A 15,856-nucleotide genomic window follows, 5' to 3' on the forward strand; every position below is an offset into this window, starting at 1 on the left:
AGTCCGGGGGCATCCACCGATTGTGGGCRATGCTTGATCCGCCATGTCCGACTCTCGTCATCACGTCCCCGGCCAACCAGCGCCTCAAGGACCTCGTCACCCTGCGCCGCCGCCGCATCCGCGAGAGCACCGGCACGACCCTCGTCGAGGGGCTCGAGGAGACCTCGCTCGCTCTCGACGCCGGTGTCCGGCCGCGCACGCTCTTCCACTGCCCCGAGCTCATGCTCGACCCCCGGGTCGGTGCCGCTCTCGTCGAGCGGGCCCGCGACGCGGGGGCTGAGGTCGTCGAGCTCGGCCGCACCGCCTTCGAAAAGGTCGCCTACCGCGAGGGCCCCGACGGCATCCTCGCCAAGGTGCCGGCTCCCGGCCGACGCCTCGACGAGGTCGATCTGCCGGACGGTGCTCTCGTCCTCCTGTGCGAAGGGGTCGAGAAGCCCGGCAACCTCGGCGCGATGCTCCGCACCGCCGACGCCGCCGGCGTCTCGCTCGTCATCGCCGCCGACCCGGTGACCGACTGGGGCAACCCCAACGTCATCCGGTCGAGCAAGGGCACGGTCTTCAGCGTCCCCGTCGCCGCCGCGAAGACCGAGGAGGCCTGGGCCTGGCTGGCCGCCCACGAGGTCGAGATCATCGCGACGACGCCCGACACCCAGGTCGAGCACACCGACGTCGACCTCACCGGGGCCGTGGCGGTTGCCGTCGGGTCCGAGAAGTACGGGCTCACCGACATCGCGCTCGAGCGCGCCCAGCACCACGTGCGGATCCCCATGGTGGGCCGGGCGAACTCGCTCAACGTCGCCACCTCGGCGGCGATCGTCGTCTACGAGGCCGTGCGGCAGCGGCGGACCGCCTGACCGACCCGATTACGGCCCCACGCGTGGCCTGTGCCACCATGCCTGCATGCGCGTCGACCACGTCTCCTATGCCGCAGACCAGTCCGGTGTCAAGGCCACTGCCGAGCGTCTCGGCGAGGCCCTGGGCGTCACCCCGTGCGACGGGGGCATCCACCCGCGCTTCGGCACGCGCAACATGATCCTGCCGCTCGCACACGAGCGGTACGTCGAGATCGTCGAGGTCCTCGACCACCCGAGCTCCGACAAGGCCCCCTTCGGCCAGGTCGTGCGCGCCCGCTCCGAGGCCGGCGGCGGTTGGATGGGCTGGGTCATCCGCGTCGACGACGACCTCGCCGCCGTCGAGGCCCGCCTCGACCGCACCGCGGTCGAGGGCAACCGTCGTCTCGCCGACGGTCGCGAGTTCCTCTGGAAGCAGATCGGCATCAAGGGCACGCTCGCTGACCCGCAGCTGCCCTTCTTCGTCAAGTGGGGCGAGGGCTCCCCGCACCCCTCCGCCGAGGCGAGCACCGACGTCACCATCTCGTCCCTGATGATCGCCGGCGACCCGGCGCGGGTCACCGACTGGCTCGGCGGCCTGCCGCCCGAGGAGACCTCGTCGGTCATCACCTTCGACTTCGTCGCCCCGCACGGCACCCCCGGCCTGATGTCGGTCACCTTCAACACCCCGGGTGGCCCGGTCACCCTCTGACCGCCCCGACATGGCCTGGTCCGACCGCCTCGGCGACTTCTTCGCCCTCGACGACGACTGGGTCCGCCCCGGCGGCACGATCAGCCGTGGCGACGTCGTCTTCACCGCGGCCGTCGTCGCCGCCTCGCTCTTCGTCCTGGAGCTCATGCGTTCGCTCGGCGGACTCGTCGACAACGACTCCGGGCGGTGGATGCAGTGGGTCTACACCGCGGTCCCCGCGCTCTTCCTGCTGACCCGGCGGCGCTTCCCGCTCGCCACGGTCATCGCCGCCTCGATCGCCTACTGGGCCATCTCGACGATCGACCCGCCCATGGCGAGCCTGCTGTCGACGCAGATCGCGTACTTCCTCGTCGTCCTCGGTGGCGTGGCGTGGGCACGGCAGCGCAGCGAGATGGCGATCGTCTACGGGGTGATCATCTTCGCGATGTTCCTCTGGCTGGTCTGGGGGATGGCCGTTGGGCAGTCTTTGAGCGACCTGGTCCAGGCCGCTGACCCCGCCGCCTGGCTGCCCGCCACCATCGCCGCACCCCTCATGCTCGGTCTCATCAACCTCCTGTACTTCGGCGGCGCCGTCCTCGGCGGCCAGGTCGCCTGGCGTGCCGCCCGGCAGCGCGCCCGCCTCGAGCAGCAGACCGTGACGATCAGCGAGCAGACCGAGCAGCTGCGCGAGAGCGCGGTCGTCGAGGAGCGTCTGCGCATCGCCCGCGAGCTGCACGACGTCGTCGCACACCACGTCTCGAGCATCGGCGTGCAGGCGGCAGCGGCCCGCCGGGTCCTCGACCGTGACCCCACCGCGGCGAAGGGGGCCCTGGCCACCATCGAGGACGCCTCCCGTGACGCCGTCACCCAGATGCGCGGTCTGCTCGGCACGCTGCGGACCGGGGGCACCGTCCGCGACGAGGACGAGCACGCACCCCAGCCGACCCTCGCCGACATCCCGTCGCTCGTCGCCGAGCGGAGCAGCGCCGGCCTGAGCGTCGCCCACGAGGTCGTCGAGGCCACCGACGGGGACCTCGCCGCCGTGCCGCAGGCCGTCGGGCACTCGCTCTACCGCACCGCCCAGGAGGCGCTCACCAATGTCACCCGGCACTCCACCGCCCAGCGCGCCCGCGTCACCGTCCGCGTCGACGCGAGCTATGCCGAGGTCGAGGTGACCGACGACGGCCGAACGCGCCCCGGCACCTCCGGCACCGGCATGGGGCAGCTCGGCATCCGCGAGCGCATCTCCTCCCACAAGGGGTCGGTCGAGATCGGCCCGCGCCCCCTCGGCGGCTACCGGGTGCGGGCGCGGATCCCCCTTCGACCGGGGCCGTCGACGTGACCGCACCCCTGCGGGTCCTGCTCGTCGACGACCAGGCGCTCATCCGCTCCGGCTTCGCGATGATGCTCTCCGTCGAGGACGACCTCGAGGTGGTCGGGCAGGCGTCGACGGGCCGCGAGGCCATCGACCTGGCGGCCGAGCTCCACCCCGATGTCATCGTCATGGACGTGCAGATGCCCGTCATGGACGGCATCACCGCGACCCGCGAGGTCGTCGCGCGGGACCTCGGCCGGGTCATCATCCTCACGACCTTCGACAGCGACGACTACCTCTTCGCCGCGCTGCAGGCGGGCGCGAGCGGCTTCCTGCTCAAGAATGCGCAGGCCGAGCAGCTCGTCGACGCGCTGCGGGCCGTCGGTCACGGGCACGCGCTGCTCGCGCCCGAGGTGACCCAGCGGGTCATCGCCCAGATGTCCGTCGGGCCCGCCACCCAGCCGGGGGGTACCGGTCGTCACGCCGGGCTGCTCGGCCAGCTCACCGACCGTGAGCGCGACGTGCTGCGGCTCATGGGCGTGGGCCGGTCCAATGCCGAGATCGCCGACGAGCTCGTCATCGGCGCGGCCACGGTCAAGACGCACGTCTCGAGCATCTTCGCCAAGCTGCAGGTGCGTGACCGCGTGGGTGCGGTGATCATCGCCCACGAGTCGGGTCTCGTCGTCGACGGCGGCTCGGCGGGCTGACCCCCCTTCGTCGGACGAAGGGGGGGGGAGGGCCCCACCGTCGCGGGGGAGGTGCCTCCCCCCACGGGGGGAGGGGCCCGCGACCCCAAGACCAGCCTCGAGGCTGATCCGCGGTGCCGGCGGGATCCATAGCGTTGGGGTCATGGACACGACACCGCAGACGATCACCGTGGAGGGGCTGACCCGACGCTTCGGCGACTTCACCGCCGTCGACCACATCGGCTTCACCGTCCCCCAGGGCAAGATGACCGGATTTGTCGGGGGCAACGGCGCCGGCAAGACGACGACGATGCGCATGATCATGGGCGTCCTGTCGATCACCGAGGGGCGGGTGCTCTGGGGTGACCGGCCGATCACGGCCGCCGACCAGCGATCCATCGGCTACATGCCGGAGGAGCGCGGCCTCTACCCGAAGCAAAAGGTCGCCGACCAGCTGATCTACCTCGGGCAGCTGCGGGGCATGACCGCCAAGGCCTCCCGCGAGTCGGTCATGACCCTGCTCGAGCGCCTCGGGCTCGAGGAGCGCACCGAGGACACCGTCGAGTCCCTCTCCCTCGGCAACCAGCAGCGCGTGCAGATCGCCGCGGCGCTGATGATCGAGCCGGCCGCGCTCATCCTCGACGAGCCCTTTTCCGGGCTCGACCCCGACGCCGTCGACTCGATGGCCGACCTGCTGCGCGAGCACACCGCCCGTGGCGTGCCGGTCCTGTTTTCCAGCCACCAGCTCGACCTCGTCGACCGCCTGTGCGACGAGCTGGTCATCCTCGCCAAGGGGCAGGTCCGCGCCTCCGGTACCCCGACCGACCTGCGGGGCGGCGCGCCGCGCCGGCACCGCCTCGTCGCGGCCCGGGACGCCGGCTGGGTCCGTGACCTGCCCGGCATCGCCGCCGTCGACGTCGACGGGCCCGTCGCCGTGCTCGACCTGAGCGCCGACTCCGAGGCGGAGCGGCAGCGACTGCTCGGCGAGGTCCTCGCGGAGGGCCTGCGCCGCGGTGGCGTCACCGAGCTCTCCCCGATCATCCCGCCACTGTCCGAGGTCTACCGAGAGGTGACAGCATGAAGACCACACACGCATGGACCCTCGTCGCCAAGCGCGAGCTGTCCGTCCGACTGCGCGACAAGACCTTCATCGGGTCCACCCTGCTCTCGCTCGTCATCCTCGTCGCCGTCTTCGGGTTCCAGGCGTGGAATGCCAACAAGGCGACGACGTACGACCTGGCCGTCACCAGCCAGTCGCAAGAGATGGGCCAGGCGATCGTGGACGCGGCTCCCGGCATCGACGACAAGGTGAGCGTCCAGCTCATCGACGTCGACGACGCCGCAGCCGCAGAGGCGGCCGTCACGGACGAGAGCGCCGACGCCTACCTGGCGCCCACCGACGACGGCTGGCAGCTCACCGGCAAGGCGGACGTCCCGAGCACCCTCCAGGACATCGCCACCCAGACCGTGAGCAGCGTCGCCCTGGCCGCCAACGCCGACAAGGCAGGCACCGACATCGCGACCCTGCAGCGGGGGACGACCCTGACCACGGACATCCTCGACGGGGACGCCGAGCAGCAGGGCATCGCCAAGGCGGTCGGCTTCGGCATGGCGATCCTCTTCTACATGTCGGCGGCGATCTTCGGCATGTACCTCGCGATGAGCGTGACGGAGGAAAAGCAGTCCCGGATCGTCGAGATCATCGCGACGTCGATCCCCCTGCGCCACCTGCTCTTCGGCAAGCTCATCGCGGCCATCGCGCTCGCGGTCGGGCAGCTGCTGCTCTACGCGGCGGTGGCAGTGGTCGGCGCGAGCTTCACCGACTGGGGTGACATGCTGCCGGGCCTGACCTCCGGGCTGGCGTGGTTCGTCATCTTCTTCATCGCCGGCTTCACGATGATCGCGGCGCTGTACGCCGTGTCGGGTGCTCTGGCCTCGCGCCAGGAGGACATCCAGTCGACGTCCTTCCCCGTGACGATGCTGCTCATGGTGATGTTCTTCGGCGCGATGTTTGCCAGCGGCACGGTCGTCGACGTGCTGGCGTGGATCCCGCCCTTCTCGGCGATCCTCCAGCCGATGCGCCTGGTCTCGGGCGAGGCGCAGTGGTGGGAGGCGGTCATCAGCCTGGGTCTGCTCGCCGCGGCCACCGTCGCCGTCATCCTCGTCGCCGAGCGGATCTACCGCCGGGCGCTCATGCAGACGGGCGGCAAGCTCACGTACAAGGACGCGTGGAACGCCGAGCTCTGACGCACACGGACCGATCGGCCGGGCACCGCAGGGGTGGTGCCCGGCCGATCGTGCGCCCCTCCAGTGCCGGAGCGAAGGGGGAGAGCCGTCAGTCCTCGACGGCCCGCCGCAGGCGCAGGGAGTTGAGCACGACGAGCACCGAGCTCAGGGCCATCGCGGCGCCGGCGACCATCGGGTTGAGCAGGCCGGCCATCGCGAGCGGGATGGCGGCGATGTTGTAGCCGAAGGCCCAGGCGAGGTTTTGCTTGATGACGTCGAGCGTGGCCCGGGAGAGGGCGATCGCGCGGGGGACGGACTCGAGGTCGGCGTGGACCAGGACGATGTCGGCGGACTCCATCGCGACGTCGGTGCCCGTGCCCATCGCCATGCCGAGGTCGGCCCTGACGATGGCGGCGGCGTCGTTGATGCCGTCGCCGACCATGGCGACGACCCTCCCGGAGTCCTGGAGGCGCGCGATCTCGTCGTGCTTGTCCTGGGGGCGCACGTCGGCCACGACGTGCTCGGGGTCGATGCCCACCTGGGCGGCGATCTTGGTCGCGTTGTGCTCGTTGTCGCCGCTGAGCAGCCACACCTGCAGCCCCTCGGCCCGCAGGGCCCGGATCGCGTCACCGGAGGTGTCGCGGACCTCGTCGGCGACGGTCAGGGCGCCGCGGGCGACGCCGTCCCAGCCGACGAAGACGGTCGTGCCGGGCCGCTCGAGCGTCGCGAGCTCGGTCGGCACCTCGTCGAAGAGGTCTGCGCGGCCGACGGTGACCCGGGTGTCCTTGATCGTCGCGACCGCGCCGGAGCCCGGCAGCGCCTCGAAGTCCCGGATCGCCGGGACCTTGATGCCCTTGTCCTGGGCACGCCGGACGATCGCCCGGGCGATGGGGTGCTCGCTGCCCGACTCGACCGCGGCCGCGGCGGTGAGGACCGCGGCCGGGTGCAGGCCGGGGGCCGCGGCGAGGTCGGTCACCTGCGCGACGCCCGTGGTGATCGTGCCGGTCTTGTCCAGGACGATCGTGTCGATCCGTCGGGTGTCCTCGAGGACCTGGGCGCCCTTGACGAGGATGCCGCGCTGGGCGCCGCGGCTCGTGCCGACGAGCAGGGCCATGGGCGTCGCGAGACCCAGGGCGCAGGGGCAGGCGATGATGAGGACCGTGACGGCGACGCCGAGCGCCGTCGTCGCCGAGCCGCTGCCGATCCACCACCCGACGAAGGTGAGCAGCGCCAGACCGAGCACCGCGGGCACGAAGTAGGCCGAGACACGGTCGGCGAGCCGCTGGATGTCGGCCTTGCCGGTCTGGGCCTGCTCGACGAGGCGGACGATGGCGGAGTACGTCGTGTCGGACCCGACGGCGGTCGCCTCGACGACGAGCCGGCCGGAGGTGTTGACCGTGCCGGCGTCGACGTGGTCACCGCTGCGGACGTCGACGGGCAGGGACTCGCCGGTGACGAGCGAGGTGTCGATGGAGCTCGTGCCGTCGATGACGGTGCCGTCGGTGGCGACCTTCTCGCCCGGGCGGACGATGAAGTGGTCGCCCACCTGCAGGTCGTCGAGGGGGATGTTGACCTCGGTCGTCGCGCGGGTGCGGGAGTCGATCCGCTGGACGGCCACTCCCTTCGACCCGAGGTCCATGAGCTCGGTGAGCGCGGAGCGCCCCTCGTCGGTGCTGCGGGCCTCGAGCCACCGACCGAGGAGGAGGAATGTGGTGATGACCGCCGCGGTCTCGAAGTAGTAGTGGCCGTGAGGTCCGGCCCCGGTGAGCAGGGTGACCGTCGACCAGAGGTAGGCGGCGCTCACGCCGAGGCTCACGAGGGTGTCCATCGTGGAGGCGAGGTGGCGGGCGTTGAGGTAGGCCGCCCGGTGGAAGGGCCACGCCGCCCACGTCACGACCGGCGTGGCGAGCAGCCACTGCAGCCACGGGTTGGCGGCGAAGTCCCACGGGCCCATGGCGAGGACCACGACGACGAGGGCCAGGGCTCCGGCCACGACGGCCCGGCGCTGCAGATCGGCGCGCTTGATGGGCGTGTGCGTCGGGGGAGCGAGCCGGCTCTCGGGGGTGATGACGCTGGCACCGTAGCCGGCGGACTCGACCGAGGCGACGAGGTCGTCGACGGTGACGTCGTCGGGGTAGCTGACGCGCGCCTTTTCCGTCGCGAGGTTGACCACGGCCTCGACGCCGTCGATCTTGCCCAGGTTGCGTTCGATCCGGGCGGAGCACGACGCGCACGTCATGCCGGTGATCGCCAGGTCGACGCTCTGCCCGGAGGTCGTCGTGGTGGCCGGATCGGTCGTGGGGCTGGTGGTGCTCATGGGGTCATCATCTCGAGTCGTGTCGGCATGGCCGGGGGAGGCGAAGGGGGGTGGGTCGGGTCAGGAGCGCACGAGGCGGGCGATGGCGGCGCTGGCCTCGGTGACCTTGGCGGCCGCAGCCTCGTCGGACTCCTTGGCAGCGTCGACGACGCAGTGACCGATGTGGTCCTCGAGCAGGCCCAGGCTCACGGCCTGCAGCGCCTTGGTCGCGGCGGCGACCTGGGTCAGGATGTCGATGCAGTAGGTGTCCTCGTCGACCATCCGCGAGATGCCGCGGATCTGCCCCTCGACGCGCCTGAGTCGCTTGAGGTAGTCGTCCTTGCTGCCGCTGTACCCGGGCATGCGGTCCTCCGTCTCGTGGGTCTCACCATCGCGAACACCATACCCCCTTAGGGTATTTCCCCGACGCTCGAACCTGTGCATTTCCCTAGGCAAATACGGCAGGCCTGCGCATTTCCCTAGGCAAATACGGCAGGCCTGCGCATTTCCCTAGGCAAATACGGGGGGCCTGCGCATTTCCCTAGGCAGATGCGCAGCGTGAGGGAGAGCGGTCAGCCGATGAAGCGGAAGAGCGGGCTCGTTGGGTCGACCCGCTCGATGACCAGCGGGGAGGCCTCCATCCGGGCGAGGAGGGGGACCAGGTCGTCGGGGTGGCCGAGCTCGAGACCCACGAGCGCCGGCCCGGTCTCCCGGTTGCTCCGCTTGACGTACTCGAAGTAGGCGATGTCGTCGTCGGGCCCGAGCACCTCGTCGAGGAAGCGGCGCAGCGCGCCCGGCTCCTGGGGGAAGGTGACGAGGAAGTAGTGCTTGCGGCCCTCGTGGATCAGCGCCTTCTCGACGATCTCCGCGTACCGGGAGACGTCGTTGTTGCCGCCCGAGACGACCGCGACGACGGTCGACCCGGGCTCGATCCGCAGGTCCGGCAGGACGGTCGTGGCGAGGGCGCCGGCGGGCTCGGCGATGATCCCGTCCGCCTGGTACATCGCGAGCATCTCGACGCACAGGGCGCCCTCGGAGACCGAGGTGAGGTGGGTGCCGGTCGCCGCGACGGCCGCGTGGGTGAGGTCTCCGACGCGGCGGACCGCAGCCCCGTCGACGAAGGGGGAGACCTCCTCCAGGTCGACCGGCCGGCCGGCGGCGAGGGCTGCCGCCATCGACGCGGCACCCTCGGGCTCCACCCCGACGAGGCGGGTGGTCGAGGCGTGGGCGGCCAGCCACGTCGCCATCCCGCCGAGGAGCCCGCCGCCGCCGACGGGCACCGTGACGAGGTCGGGGACCCGCCCCAGCTGCGCGACGATCTCGTTCGCGACGGTGCCCTGACCGGCCATCGTGTCGAGGGCGTCGAAGGCGGGGACGACCACGGCCCCGGTGTGGGCCGCGTCCTGCGCGGCCGCGGTCGCCGCGTCGTCGTACACCTCGCCGGTGACGATGACCTCGACGAGGTCGCCCCCGAGGGCCGCGACACGGTCACGCTTCTGCCGAGGGGTGTTGCGCGGCAGGTAGATCCGCGCCCCGACGCCCAAGCGCTGACCGGCGAAGGCGACGCCCTGGGCGTGGTTGCCCGCGGAGGCGGCGACGACTCCCTTCGCCCGCTCCTCGTCGCTCAGGCCGGCGATGAAGTTGAAGGCTCCGCGCAACTTGTAGGAGCGGACCGGCTGGAGGTCCTCGCGCTTGAGCCAGACCTCGGCCCCGGTCGCGGCGGAGAGGCGGTCGCTGCGGTGCAGCGGGGTGGGGGGCAGCACGTCGGCGAACACCCGGGCGGCGGCATCGACGGCGGCTGCGGTGAGGAGGGGAGCGGTCACGACCCCACGGTAGACCTGCTCGCTCCGCCGCCCCCACCCCGCTCAGAGGAGGTCGAACTCCCGCAGCTCGTCCTCGGTCATCAGGCGCGAGCGGATGAGGAAGCGCACGCCCTCGGGCGCCTCGACCGAGAAGCCGGACCCGCGCCCCGGGACGACGTCGACCGTGAGGTGGGTGTGCTTCCAGTACTCGTACTGCGACACGCTCATCCAGAACTCGATCGGTGTGAAGCCCTCGCCGGTCAGGGTGCCGAGGTTGATGTCGGCCTGGCTGGTGATGAAGTCCCCCGCCGGGTAGCACATCGGCGACGACCCGTCGCAGCAGCCGCCGCTCTGGTGGAACATCAGCGGGCCGTGGCGCTGCTCGAGCTTCGCGAGCAGCGCTGCTGCCTCGTCGGTGAGGTCGACGCGTGCACCCATGGCGGGGGACTCCCTTCGGTCGGGCTCGATCAGAAGAAGCCGAGCTTGTTCTGGTCGTAGCTGACGAGCAGGTTCTTGGTCTGCTGGTAGTGCTCGAGCATCATCTTGTGGTTTTCGCGGCCGATGCCCGACTGCTTGTACCCGCCGAAGGCCGCGTGGGCCGGGTACTGGTGGTAGCAGTTGGTCCACACGCGACCGGCCTGGATCCCGCGCCCCATGGCGAAGGTCGTGTGCGCGCTGCGGGACCAGACGCCGGCGCCGAGGCCGTAGAGGGTGTCGTTGGCGATCTGCAGCGCCTCGTCCTCGTCGGCGAAGGAGGTCAGCGAGACGACCGGTCCGAAGATCTCCTCCTGGAAGATCCGCATCGAGTTCTTGCCCTCGAAGACCGTCGGCGCGATGTAGTAGCCGCCGGACAGGTCGCCGCCGAGGTCGACCGACTCGCCACCGGTGAGCACCTTGGCGCCCTCCTCGCGGCCGATCGCCAGGTAGCTCTTGATCTTCTCGAACTGGTCGTTGCTCGCCTGGGCGCCCATCGTCGTCTCGGTGTCGAGCGGGTTGCCCTGCGTGATCGCCTCGACGCGCTTGACGGCGTCGCCGACGAACTGCTCGTACATGCCCTGCTGCACGAGCGCGCGGGAGGGGCAGGTGCAGATCTCGCCCTGGTTGAGGGCGAACATCGTGAAGCCCTCGAGCGCCTTGTCGTAGAAGGCGTCCTGCGCGGCCGCGACGTCGTCGAAGAAGACGTTGGGCGACTTGCCGCCGAGCTCGAGGGTGACGGGGATGATGTTCTGGCTGGCGTACTGCATGATCAGCCGGCCGGTGGTCGTCTCGCCGGTGAAGGCGATCTTGGCGATGCGGGGACTGGAGGCGAGCGGCTTGCCGGCCTCGACGCCGAAGCCGTTGACGACGTTGAGCACGCCCGGGGGCAGCAGGTCGGCGATGAGCTCGACGACCTTGAGGATCGACCACGGGGTCTGCTCGGCCGGCTTGAGGACGATGCAGTTGCCGGCGGCCAGCGCCGGAGCGATCTTCCACACGCCCATGAGGATCGGGAAGTTCCACGGGATGATCTGGCCGACGACGCCGAGAGGCTCGTGGAAGTGGTACGCCATCGTGTTGTGGTCGATCTCCGAGATGCTGCCTTCCTGGGCACGGATCGCGCCGGCGAAGTAGCGGAAGTGGTCGACCGCGAGCGGGATGTCGGCGGCGAGCGTCTCGCGCACGGCCTTGCCGTTGTCCCAGGTCTCGATGACCGCGATGTCCTCGAGGTTGGCCTCGATGGTGTCGGCGATCTTGAGCAGGATGTTGGAGCGGTCGGTGGTCGAGGTGCGGCCCCACGCGTCCTTGGCGGCGTGCGCGGCGTCCAGCGCCTTGTCGATGTCCTCGGCGGTGCTACGGGCGACCCGGGTGAAGACCTGACCGGTCACCGGGGTGATGTTGTCGAAGTACTCGCCGTTCACGGGGGCGACCCACTCGCCACCGATGAAGTTGTCGTACTGCTCCTTGACCTCGATGGTCGAGTCCGAGCTGCCGGGCGGGCTGTAGACGGCCATGTCTGCCTCCTGGGGTCAATCGACGACGCACCGTTGCGAAGTCGTCCTGGGCCGACCGTAGGACGAGGAAGGTTGGCCAAAGGTTGGTCGGTCGTCAGCCGCCCAGTGCCGCGTCCACGACGGCCTTGGCGTCCGTCTGCACCTGGGCCAGGTGCTCGGGTCCGCGGAAGGACTCGGCGTAGATCTTGTAGACGTCCTCGGTGCCCGACGGGCGGGCGGCAAACCATGCCGACTCGGTGGTGACCTTGAGCCCACCGATGGCCGCGCCGTTGCCGGGGGCCTCGGTGAGCTTGGCCGTGATCGCCTCTCCCGCAACCGAGTCCGCGGTGACGGCGGCCGGGGTCAGGGCCTTGAGGGCAGCCTTCTGCTCACGGTCCGCGGGCGCGTCGACGCGGGCGTAGGCGGGCTCGCCGTGGCGGGCGACGAGGTCGGCGTAGTGCTCGCTGGGGGAGCGGCCGGTGGTCGCGAGGATCTCGGAGGCGAGCAGCGCGAGGATGATGCCGTCCTTGTCAGTGGTCCACACCGACCCGTCGTGGCGCAGGAAGGAGGCGCCGGCCGACTCCTCGCCGCCGAAGCCGACCGAGCCGTCGAGCAGGCCGGGGACGAACCACTTGAAGCCGACCGGCACCTCCCACAGGTCCATGCCGAGGTCGGCCGCGACGCGGTCGATCATGGAGCTCGACACGAGCGTCTTGCCGATGCGCCGGCTCGACCATCCCGGACGCGCGCCGCCGTGCAGGTACTGGATCGCGACGGCGAGGTAGTGGTTGGGGTTCATCAGCCCCGCGTCGGGCGTGACGATGCCGTGCCGGTCGGAGTCTGCGTCGTTGCCGGTCGCGATGTCGTACCGATCGCGTTGTGCGACAAGGCTCGCCATGGCCGCAGGCGAGCTGCAGTCCATCCGGATCCTGCCGTCCTTGTCGAGGGTCATGAACCGCCACGTCGGGTCGAGGAGCGGGTTGACCACTGTCAGGTCGAGGCCGTGGCGCTCGCCGATCTCGCCCCAGTAGTGCACGGCCGCCCCGCCCATCGGGTCGGCGCCGATCTGCACTCCGACGTCCCGGATCCGTTGCAGGTCAACGACGCTCGGCAGGTCGGTGACATAGGCGGCGAGGTAGTCGTGGTCGGTCGCGGCGGCCCGGGCCCGGGCGAAGGGAGTCCGCCGCACCTGCCGCAGGCCGTCGCGCAGGTGGGCATTGGCCGCGTCGGCGATGGCGCTGGTGACGTCGGTGTCGGCGGGCCCGCCGTGGGGCGGGTTGTACTTGAACCCACCGTCGCTCGGGGGGTTGTGCGAGGGGGTGACGACGATGCCGTCGGCCAGCCCCGTCCCCTTCGCCGTGAGGTCCTTGCCCCGGTTGGCCGTGAGGATCGCGTGCGAGATCGCGGGGGTCGGGGTGTAGCCGTCGCGGGAGTCGACGAGGACGGTGACACCGCCGGCGACGAGGACCTCGAGGGCGGTGGTCCACGCCGGCTCGGAGAGGGCGTGCGTGTCGCGGCCGAGGAAGAGCGGGCCGTCGATGCCGGCCGCGCGGCGGTGGTCGACGATTGCCTGGGTCGTCGCGAGGATGTGCGCCTCGTTGAAGGACCCGGTGAGCGAGGAGCCCCGGTGCCCGCTCGTGCCGAAGGCGACCTGCTGGTCGACGTCGTCGGGGTCGGGCTGGACTGCGTAGTAGGCGGTGACGACGTGGCTGACGTCGATGAGGTCCTCGGGCAGTGCGGGCTGGCCCGCTCGGTCGGCTGCGCTCATGGCCCGACGCTACCGCCCTACCGCAGCACCGCCGCCAGCCGCGCGGTCAGCGGTGCCCGGGCCGGGTGGCGCCCATCGCCCAGCTCGTCGAGTGCCCGCTGCAGCACCTCGGTGTCGGCGACGACCTCGCTGTAGGCGAGGACCGCCGAGGGGTCGGGGTCGGTGAGCAGGCACTCGCGGACGGCGACCGCGAGGTACTCCGCGGTCTCGGTGAGCAGGGGTGAGCTGGTCCCGGGGACGAGGTCGCCGCCGTAGGCGTCGACGGCGGAGCGGGCATCGCCGCGCCGCACCGCTGCTCGCACCGCGTCGACGTCGCTGACCACCGGCAGGTCGAGTCGGTAGGGGCGCGATGCGAGCCGGCCGCCGAGGGCCGAGCGCAGGTGGCTGACCTCCGACTTCAGGGTGCTCGTCGAGACCCGCTCGTCGCCGTAGAGGTGGGCGTGCAGCTCGCCGAGCGAGAGCCCGTCGGGGTGCAGCGCGAGGATCGCGAGGATCTCGACCTGGCGTCGGGTGAGGAGCAGCCGTGACCCGTCGAGGTGGACCTCGCTCGCGCCGAGCAGCCGCAGGTGCAGCCCCTGGTGGGCGGGCAGGGTCAGCGTCGACGCGAGCGACGACGCGGGGATCGCCGTCTCGAGGAGACGCGCCAGCGCCTGGGCGGTGGCGGCGCCGATGGGGTGGCTGCGGTCCCACGTCGTCGACAGGTCGAGCACCCCGAGCTGGGCACCGGTCACCGGGTCGTGGACGGGCGCGGCCCAGCAGGCCCAGCTGTGCACGATCGGGGCGTAGTGCTCGGCGGCGAAGACGGTCGAGACGGCGTCGGTGCGCAGGGCGAGGTTGAGCGCATTGGTCCCCACGCTGCCCTCGTCCCACCGGCCGCCGGCGACGAAGTTGACCTGCTCGGCGGCGCTGCGCATGACCCGCCCGCCGTAGGTCCACAGGATGCGGGTCTGCGGGTCGGTGACCGCGACGACGAGGTCACCGTCCTCCGCGGCGGACCGCAGCGCGCCCTCGAGGCGGTTGACGGCGGCCGACAGCGGTGACTCCGCGAAGAGGGTGGCGGTCTCCCCTTCGTCCGCCAGTGGCGCGGCCTCGACGGTCGCCGGCAGGTGCTCGGCGGACCGCTCCCACGACGAGAGGATCTCGGGGCGCACCTGCTCGGGGGCACTCCCCTCGCGCCAGTGCTCCCAGGCGCGCTGCAGCGTGCGCTGTCGGCCGGACTCCGCCATCGGCCACCTCCTCGTGGTCGCCGCCAGCGTAGAGCGCGGGCTGCGCATCTGCCTAGGAGAGGCGCAGGCCCCGCCGTATTTCCCTAGGGAAATCACCGAACCACACCCGACCGCACCTCGTCGCTTTGACGTGGGGGCCTCGCGCGCTGTCCCATGGACCTATGACCGACCTCGCGATCGTCGACGCCGCTGCCACCCCGCTCCAGGCCCGGGTCGGCACCAAGTTCGCCTACAGCACGACGGGGGTCCGCGAGGCGCTGCTGTCCTTCGCGGTCTCCAACGCCCACGACATCCTCGAGGAGGAGATCCTCATTCACGCCGGCGGGCGTGAGGTGCAGGCGCGTGAGCTCGCGGGCAACCACGGCACCCGGCTCCACCTCGTCGAGGGCGTCGGCGACGGGTGGCTCGAGGTGACCTACTCCGCACTCGTCGACATCACCCGGCCGACCGGCGACCAGGTGGGACGCGAGATCGACTTCGACCGGTGGGTCTTCACCCGGCCGAGCCGCTACGCCGAGTCGGACCGCCTGGCGCCCATGGCTGCTCGGCTCTTCCCGACCCAGACGGGCGTGGAGCGGGTCGAGGCCGTCGGCGAGTGGGTCAACACGCACATGGCCTACATCTCCGGCTCCAGCCGGGGAACCGACGGCGCGGTCGACTCGATCCTCCAGGCGTCGGGGGTCTGCCGCGACTTCGCGCACGTCGTCGTCGCGCTGCTGCGTGCGCTGGGGACGCCGGCGCGCCTGGTCTCGGTCTACGCGCCCGGTCTTCAGCCGATGGACTTCCACGCCGTCGCCGAGGCCTGGGTCGACGACGCCTGGCACATCGTCGACGCGACGCGGCTGGCGCCACGCGAGTCGATGATCCGCATCGCCACCGGCCGCGATGCGGCCGACACCGCCTTCCTCACCACCCGCGGCGGGCGCATGACCTTCAACCGGCAGGTCGTCACGGCCACGCTCACCGAGGGCACCCTCCCGCAGGAGGACCCCTCCGCGCTCGTGCGTCTGCCCTGAGGACGGCTGTCCCATGCTCGTCTAGGTTTG

14 protein-coding genes are annotated in these 15,856 nt (G+C 71.3%); 7 read left to right on the forward strand and 7 right to left on the reverse strand.

All coding sequences use genetic code 11. The features are described from left to right. Nucleotides 1-29: 29 nt before the first annotated feature. The 6 genes from B277_RS01835 to B277_RS01860 all read left to right on the forward strand — a co-directional run bounded on the left by B277_RS01835 (nucleotide 30) and on the right by B277_RS01860 (nucleotide 5,769). On the forward strand, nucleotides 30-854 hold the full coding sequence (locus tag B277_RS01835) for a TrmH family RNA methyltransferase (RefSeq protein WP_007924508.1): 825 nt from the start codon (nucleotides 30-32) through the stop codon (nucleotides 852-854). Between the two features lie 46 nt (nucleotides 855-900). Next, the gene (locus B277_RS01840; protein ID WP_007924509.1) at nucleotides 901-1,542 is read left to right on the forward strand and encodes a VOC family protein; all 642 of its coding nucleotides are present in this window, start codon (nucleotides 901-903) and stop codon (nucleotides 1,540-1,542) included. 10 nt (nucleotides 1,543-1,552) lie between these two features. Continuing rightward, entirely contained in the window at nucleotides 1,553-2,863 is a 1,311-nt protein-coding gene (locus B277_RS01845; protein WP_040880565.1) for a sensor histidine kinase, read from the forward strand. Next, nucleotides 2,860-3,543, forward strand: coding sequence for a response regulator (locus B277_RS01850; RefSeq protein ID WP_007924518.1), 684 nt, complete (start codon nucleotides 2,860-2,862; stop codon nucleotides 3,541-3,543). Before B277_RS01845 ends, B277_RS01850 begins: the two co-directional genes overlap by 4 nt. Before the next feature lie 142 nt (nucleotides 3,544-3,685). Beyond that, nucleotides 3,686-4,603 carry an ABC transporter ATP-binding protein gene (locus tag B277_RS01855; protein ID WP_007924520.1) on the forward strand — a complete coding sequence of 306 codons (918 nt, stop codon included), beginning with the start codon at nucleotides 3,686-3,688 and terminating at the stop codon, nucleotides 4,601-4,603. Next, nucleotides 4,600-5,769: an ABC transporter permease gene (locus B277_RS01860; protein ID WP_007924533.1), complete on the forward strand. Its 1,170-nt coding sequence runs from the start codon at nucleotides 4,600-4,602 to the stop codon at nucleotides 5,767-5,769. The genes B277_RS01855 and B277_RS01860 overlap by 4 nt, the downstream gene beginning before the upstream one ends. Before the next feature lie 88 nt (nucleotides 5,770-5,857). On the opposite strand, the gene B277_RS01865 is transcribed toward B277_RS01860, so the two are convergent. The 7 genes from B277_RS01865 to B277_RS01895 form a co-directional block, all read right to left on the reverse strand. After that, nucleotides 5,858-8,065, reverse strand: a complete 2,208-nt coding sequence (locus B277_RS01865; RefSeq protein ID WP_007924534.1) for a heavy metal translocating P-type ATPase — start codon at nucleotides 8,063-8,065, stop codon at nucleotides 5,858-5,860. 60 nt (nucleotides 8,066-8,125) lie between these two features. Continuing rightward, complete coding sequence (locus B277_RS01870; RefSeq protein WP_007924535.1) at nucleotides 8,126-8,407, reverse strand: metal-sensitive transcriptional regulator; 282 nt, start codon at nucleotides 8,405-8,407, stop codon at nucleotides 8,126-8,128. Between the two features lie 209 nt (nucleotides 8,408-8,616). Beyond that, nucleotides 8,617-9,867: a threonine ammonia-lyase IlvA gene (gene ilvA, locus B277_RS01875; RefSeq protein WP_007924536.1), complete on the reverse strand. Its 1,251-nt coding sequence runs from the start codon at nucleotides 9,865-9,867 to the stop codon at nucleotides 8,617-8,619. A gap of 42 nt (nucleotides 9,868-9,909) precedes the next feature. Further along, complete coding sequence (locus B277_RS01880; protein ID WP_007924537.1) at nucleotides 9,910-10,284, reverse strand: DUF779 domain-containing protein; 375 nt, start codon at nucleotides 10,282-10,284, stop codon at nucleotides 9,910-9,912. Nucleotides 10,285-10,313: 29 nt separating this feature from the next. After that, on the reverse strand, nucleotides 10,314-11,837 hold the full coding sequence (gene exaC, locus B277_RS01885; RefSeq protein ID WP_007924538.1) for an acetaldehyde dehydrogenase ExaC: 1,524 nt from the start codon (nucleotides 11,835-11,837) through the stop codon (nucleotides 10,314-10,316). Between the two features lie 94 nt (nucleotides 11,838-11,931). Continuing rightward, entirely contained in the window at nucleotides 11,932-13,584 is a 1,653-nt protein-coding gene (gene pgm, locus B277_RS01890) for a phosphoglucomutase (alpha-D-glucose-1,6-bisphosphate-dependent) (RefSeq protein WP_007924539.1), read from the reverse strand. Nucleotides 13,585-13,601: 17 nt separating this feature from the next. Continuing rightward, nucleotides 13,602-14,810, reverse strand: a complete 1,209-nt coding sequence (locus B277_RS01895) for a sigma-54-dependent transcriptional regulator family protein (protein ID WP_007924540.1) — start codon at nucleotides 14,808-14,810, stop codon at nucleotides 13,602-13,604. Nucleotides 14,811-14,971: 161 nt separating this feature from the next. Here B277_RS01895 and B277_RS01900 point away from each other — a divergent pair, with 161 nt between their 5' ends. Beyond that, entirely contained in the window at nucleotides 14,972-15,826 is an 855-nt protein-coding gene (locus B277_RS01900; protein WP_007924542.1) for a transglutaminase-like domain-containing protein, read from the forward strand. Nucleotides 15,827-15,856: the final 30 nt, after the last annotated feature.

The organism is Janibacter hoylei PVAS-1, from assembly GCF_000297495.1.
GTDB lineage: Bacteria > Actinomycetota > Actinomycetes > Actinomycetales > Dermatophilaceae > Janibacter > Janibacter hoylei.

Coding starts and splice junctions, on each gene's coding strand:
- B277_RS01880 (WP_007924537.1), bottom strand. CDS start 10,284: ATGGGTGCACGCGTCGACCTCACCGACGAGGCAGCAGCGCTGCTCGCG.
- B277_RS01900 (WP_007924542.1), top strand. CDS start 14,972: ATGACCGACCTCGCGATCGTCGACGCCGCTGCCACCCCGCTCCAGGCC.
- B277_RS01835 (WP_007924508.1), top strand. CDS start 30: ATGCTTGATCCGCCATGTCCGACTCTCGTCATCACGTCCCCGGCCAAC.
- exaC (WP_007924538.1), bottom strand. CDS start 11,837: ATGGCCGTCTACAGCCCGCCCGGCAGCTCGGACTCGACCATCGAGGTC.
- B277_RS01840 (WP_007924509.1), top strand. CDS start 901: ATGCGCGTCGACCACGTCTCCTATGCCGCAGACCAGTCCGGTGTCAAG.
- B277_RS01865 (WP_007924534.1), bottom strand. CDS start 8,065: ATGAGCACCACCAGCCCCACGACCGATCCGGCCACCACGACGACCTCC.
- B277_RS01845 (WP_040880565.1), top strand. CDS start 1,553: ATGGCCTGGTCCGACCGCCTCGGCGACTTCTTCGCCCTCGACGACGAC.
- pgm (WP_007924539.1), bottom strand. CDS start 13,584: ATGAGCGCAGCCGACCGAGCGGGCCAGCCCGCACTGCCCGAGGACCTC.
- B277_RS01860 (WP_007924533.1), top strand. CDS start 4,600: ATGAAGACCACACACGCATGGACCCTCGTCGCCAAGCGCGAGCTGTCC.
- B277_RS01870 (WP_007924535.1), bottom strand. CDS start 8,407: ATGCCCGGGTACAGCGGCAGCAAGGACGACTACCTCAAGCGACTCAGG.
- B277_RS01855 (WP_007924520.1), top strand. CDS start 3,686: ATGGACACGACACCGCAGACGATCACCGTGGAGGGGCTGACCCGACGC.
- B277_RS01895 (WP_007924540.1), bottom strand. CDS start 14,810: ATGGCGGAGTCCGGCCGACAGCGCACGCTGCAGCGCGCCTGGGAGCAC.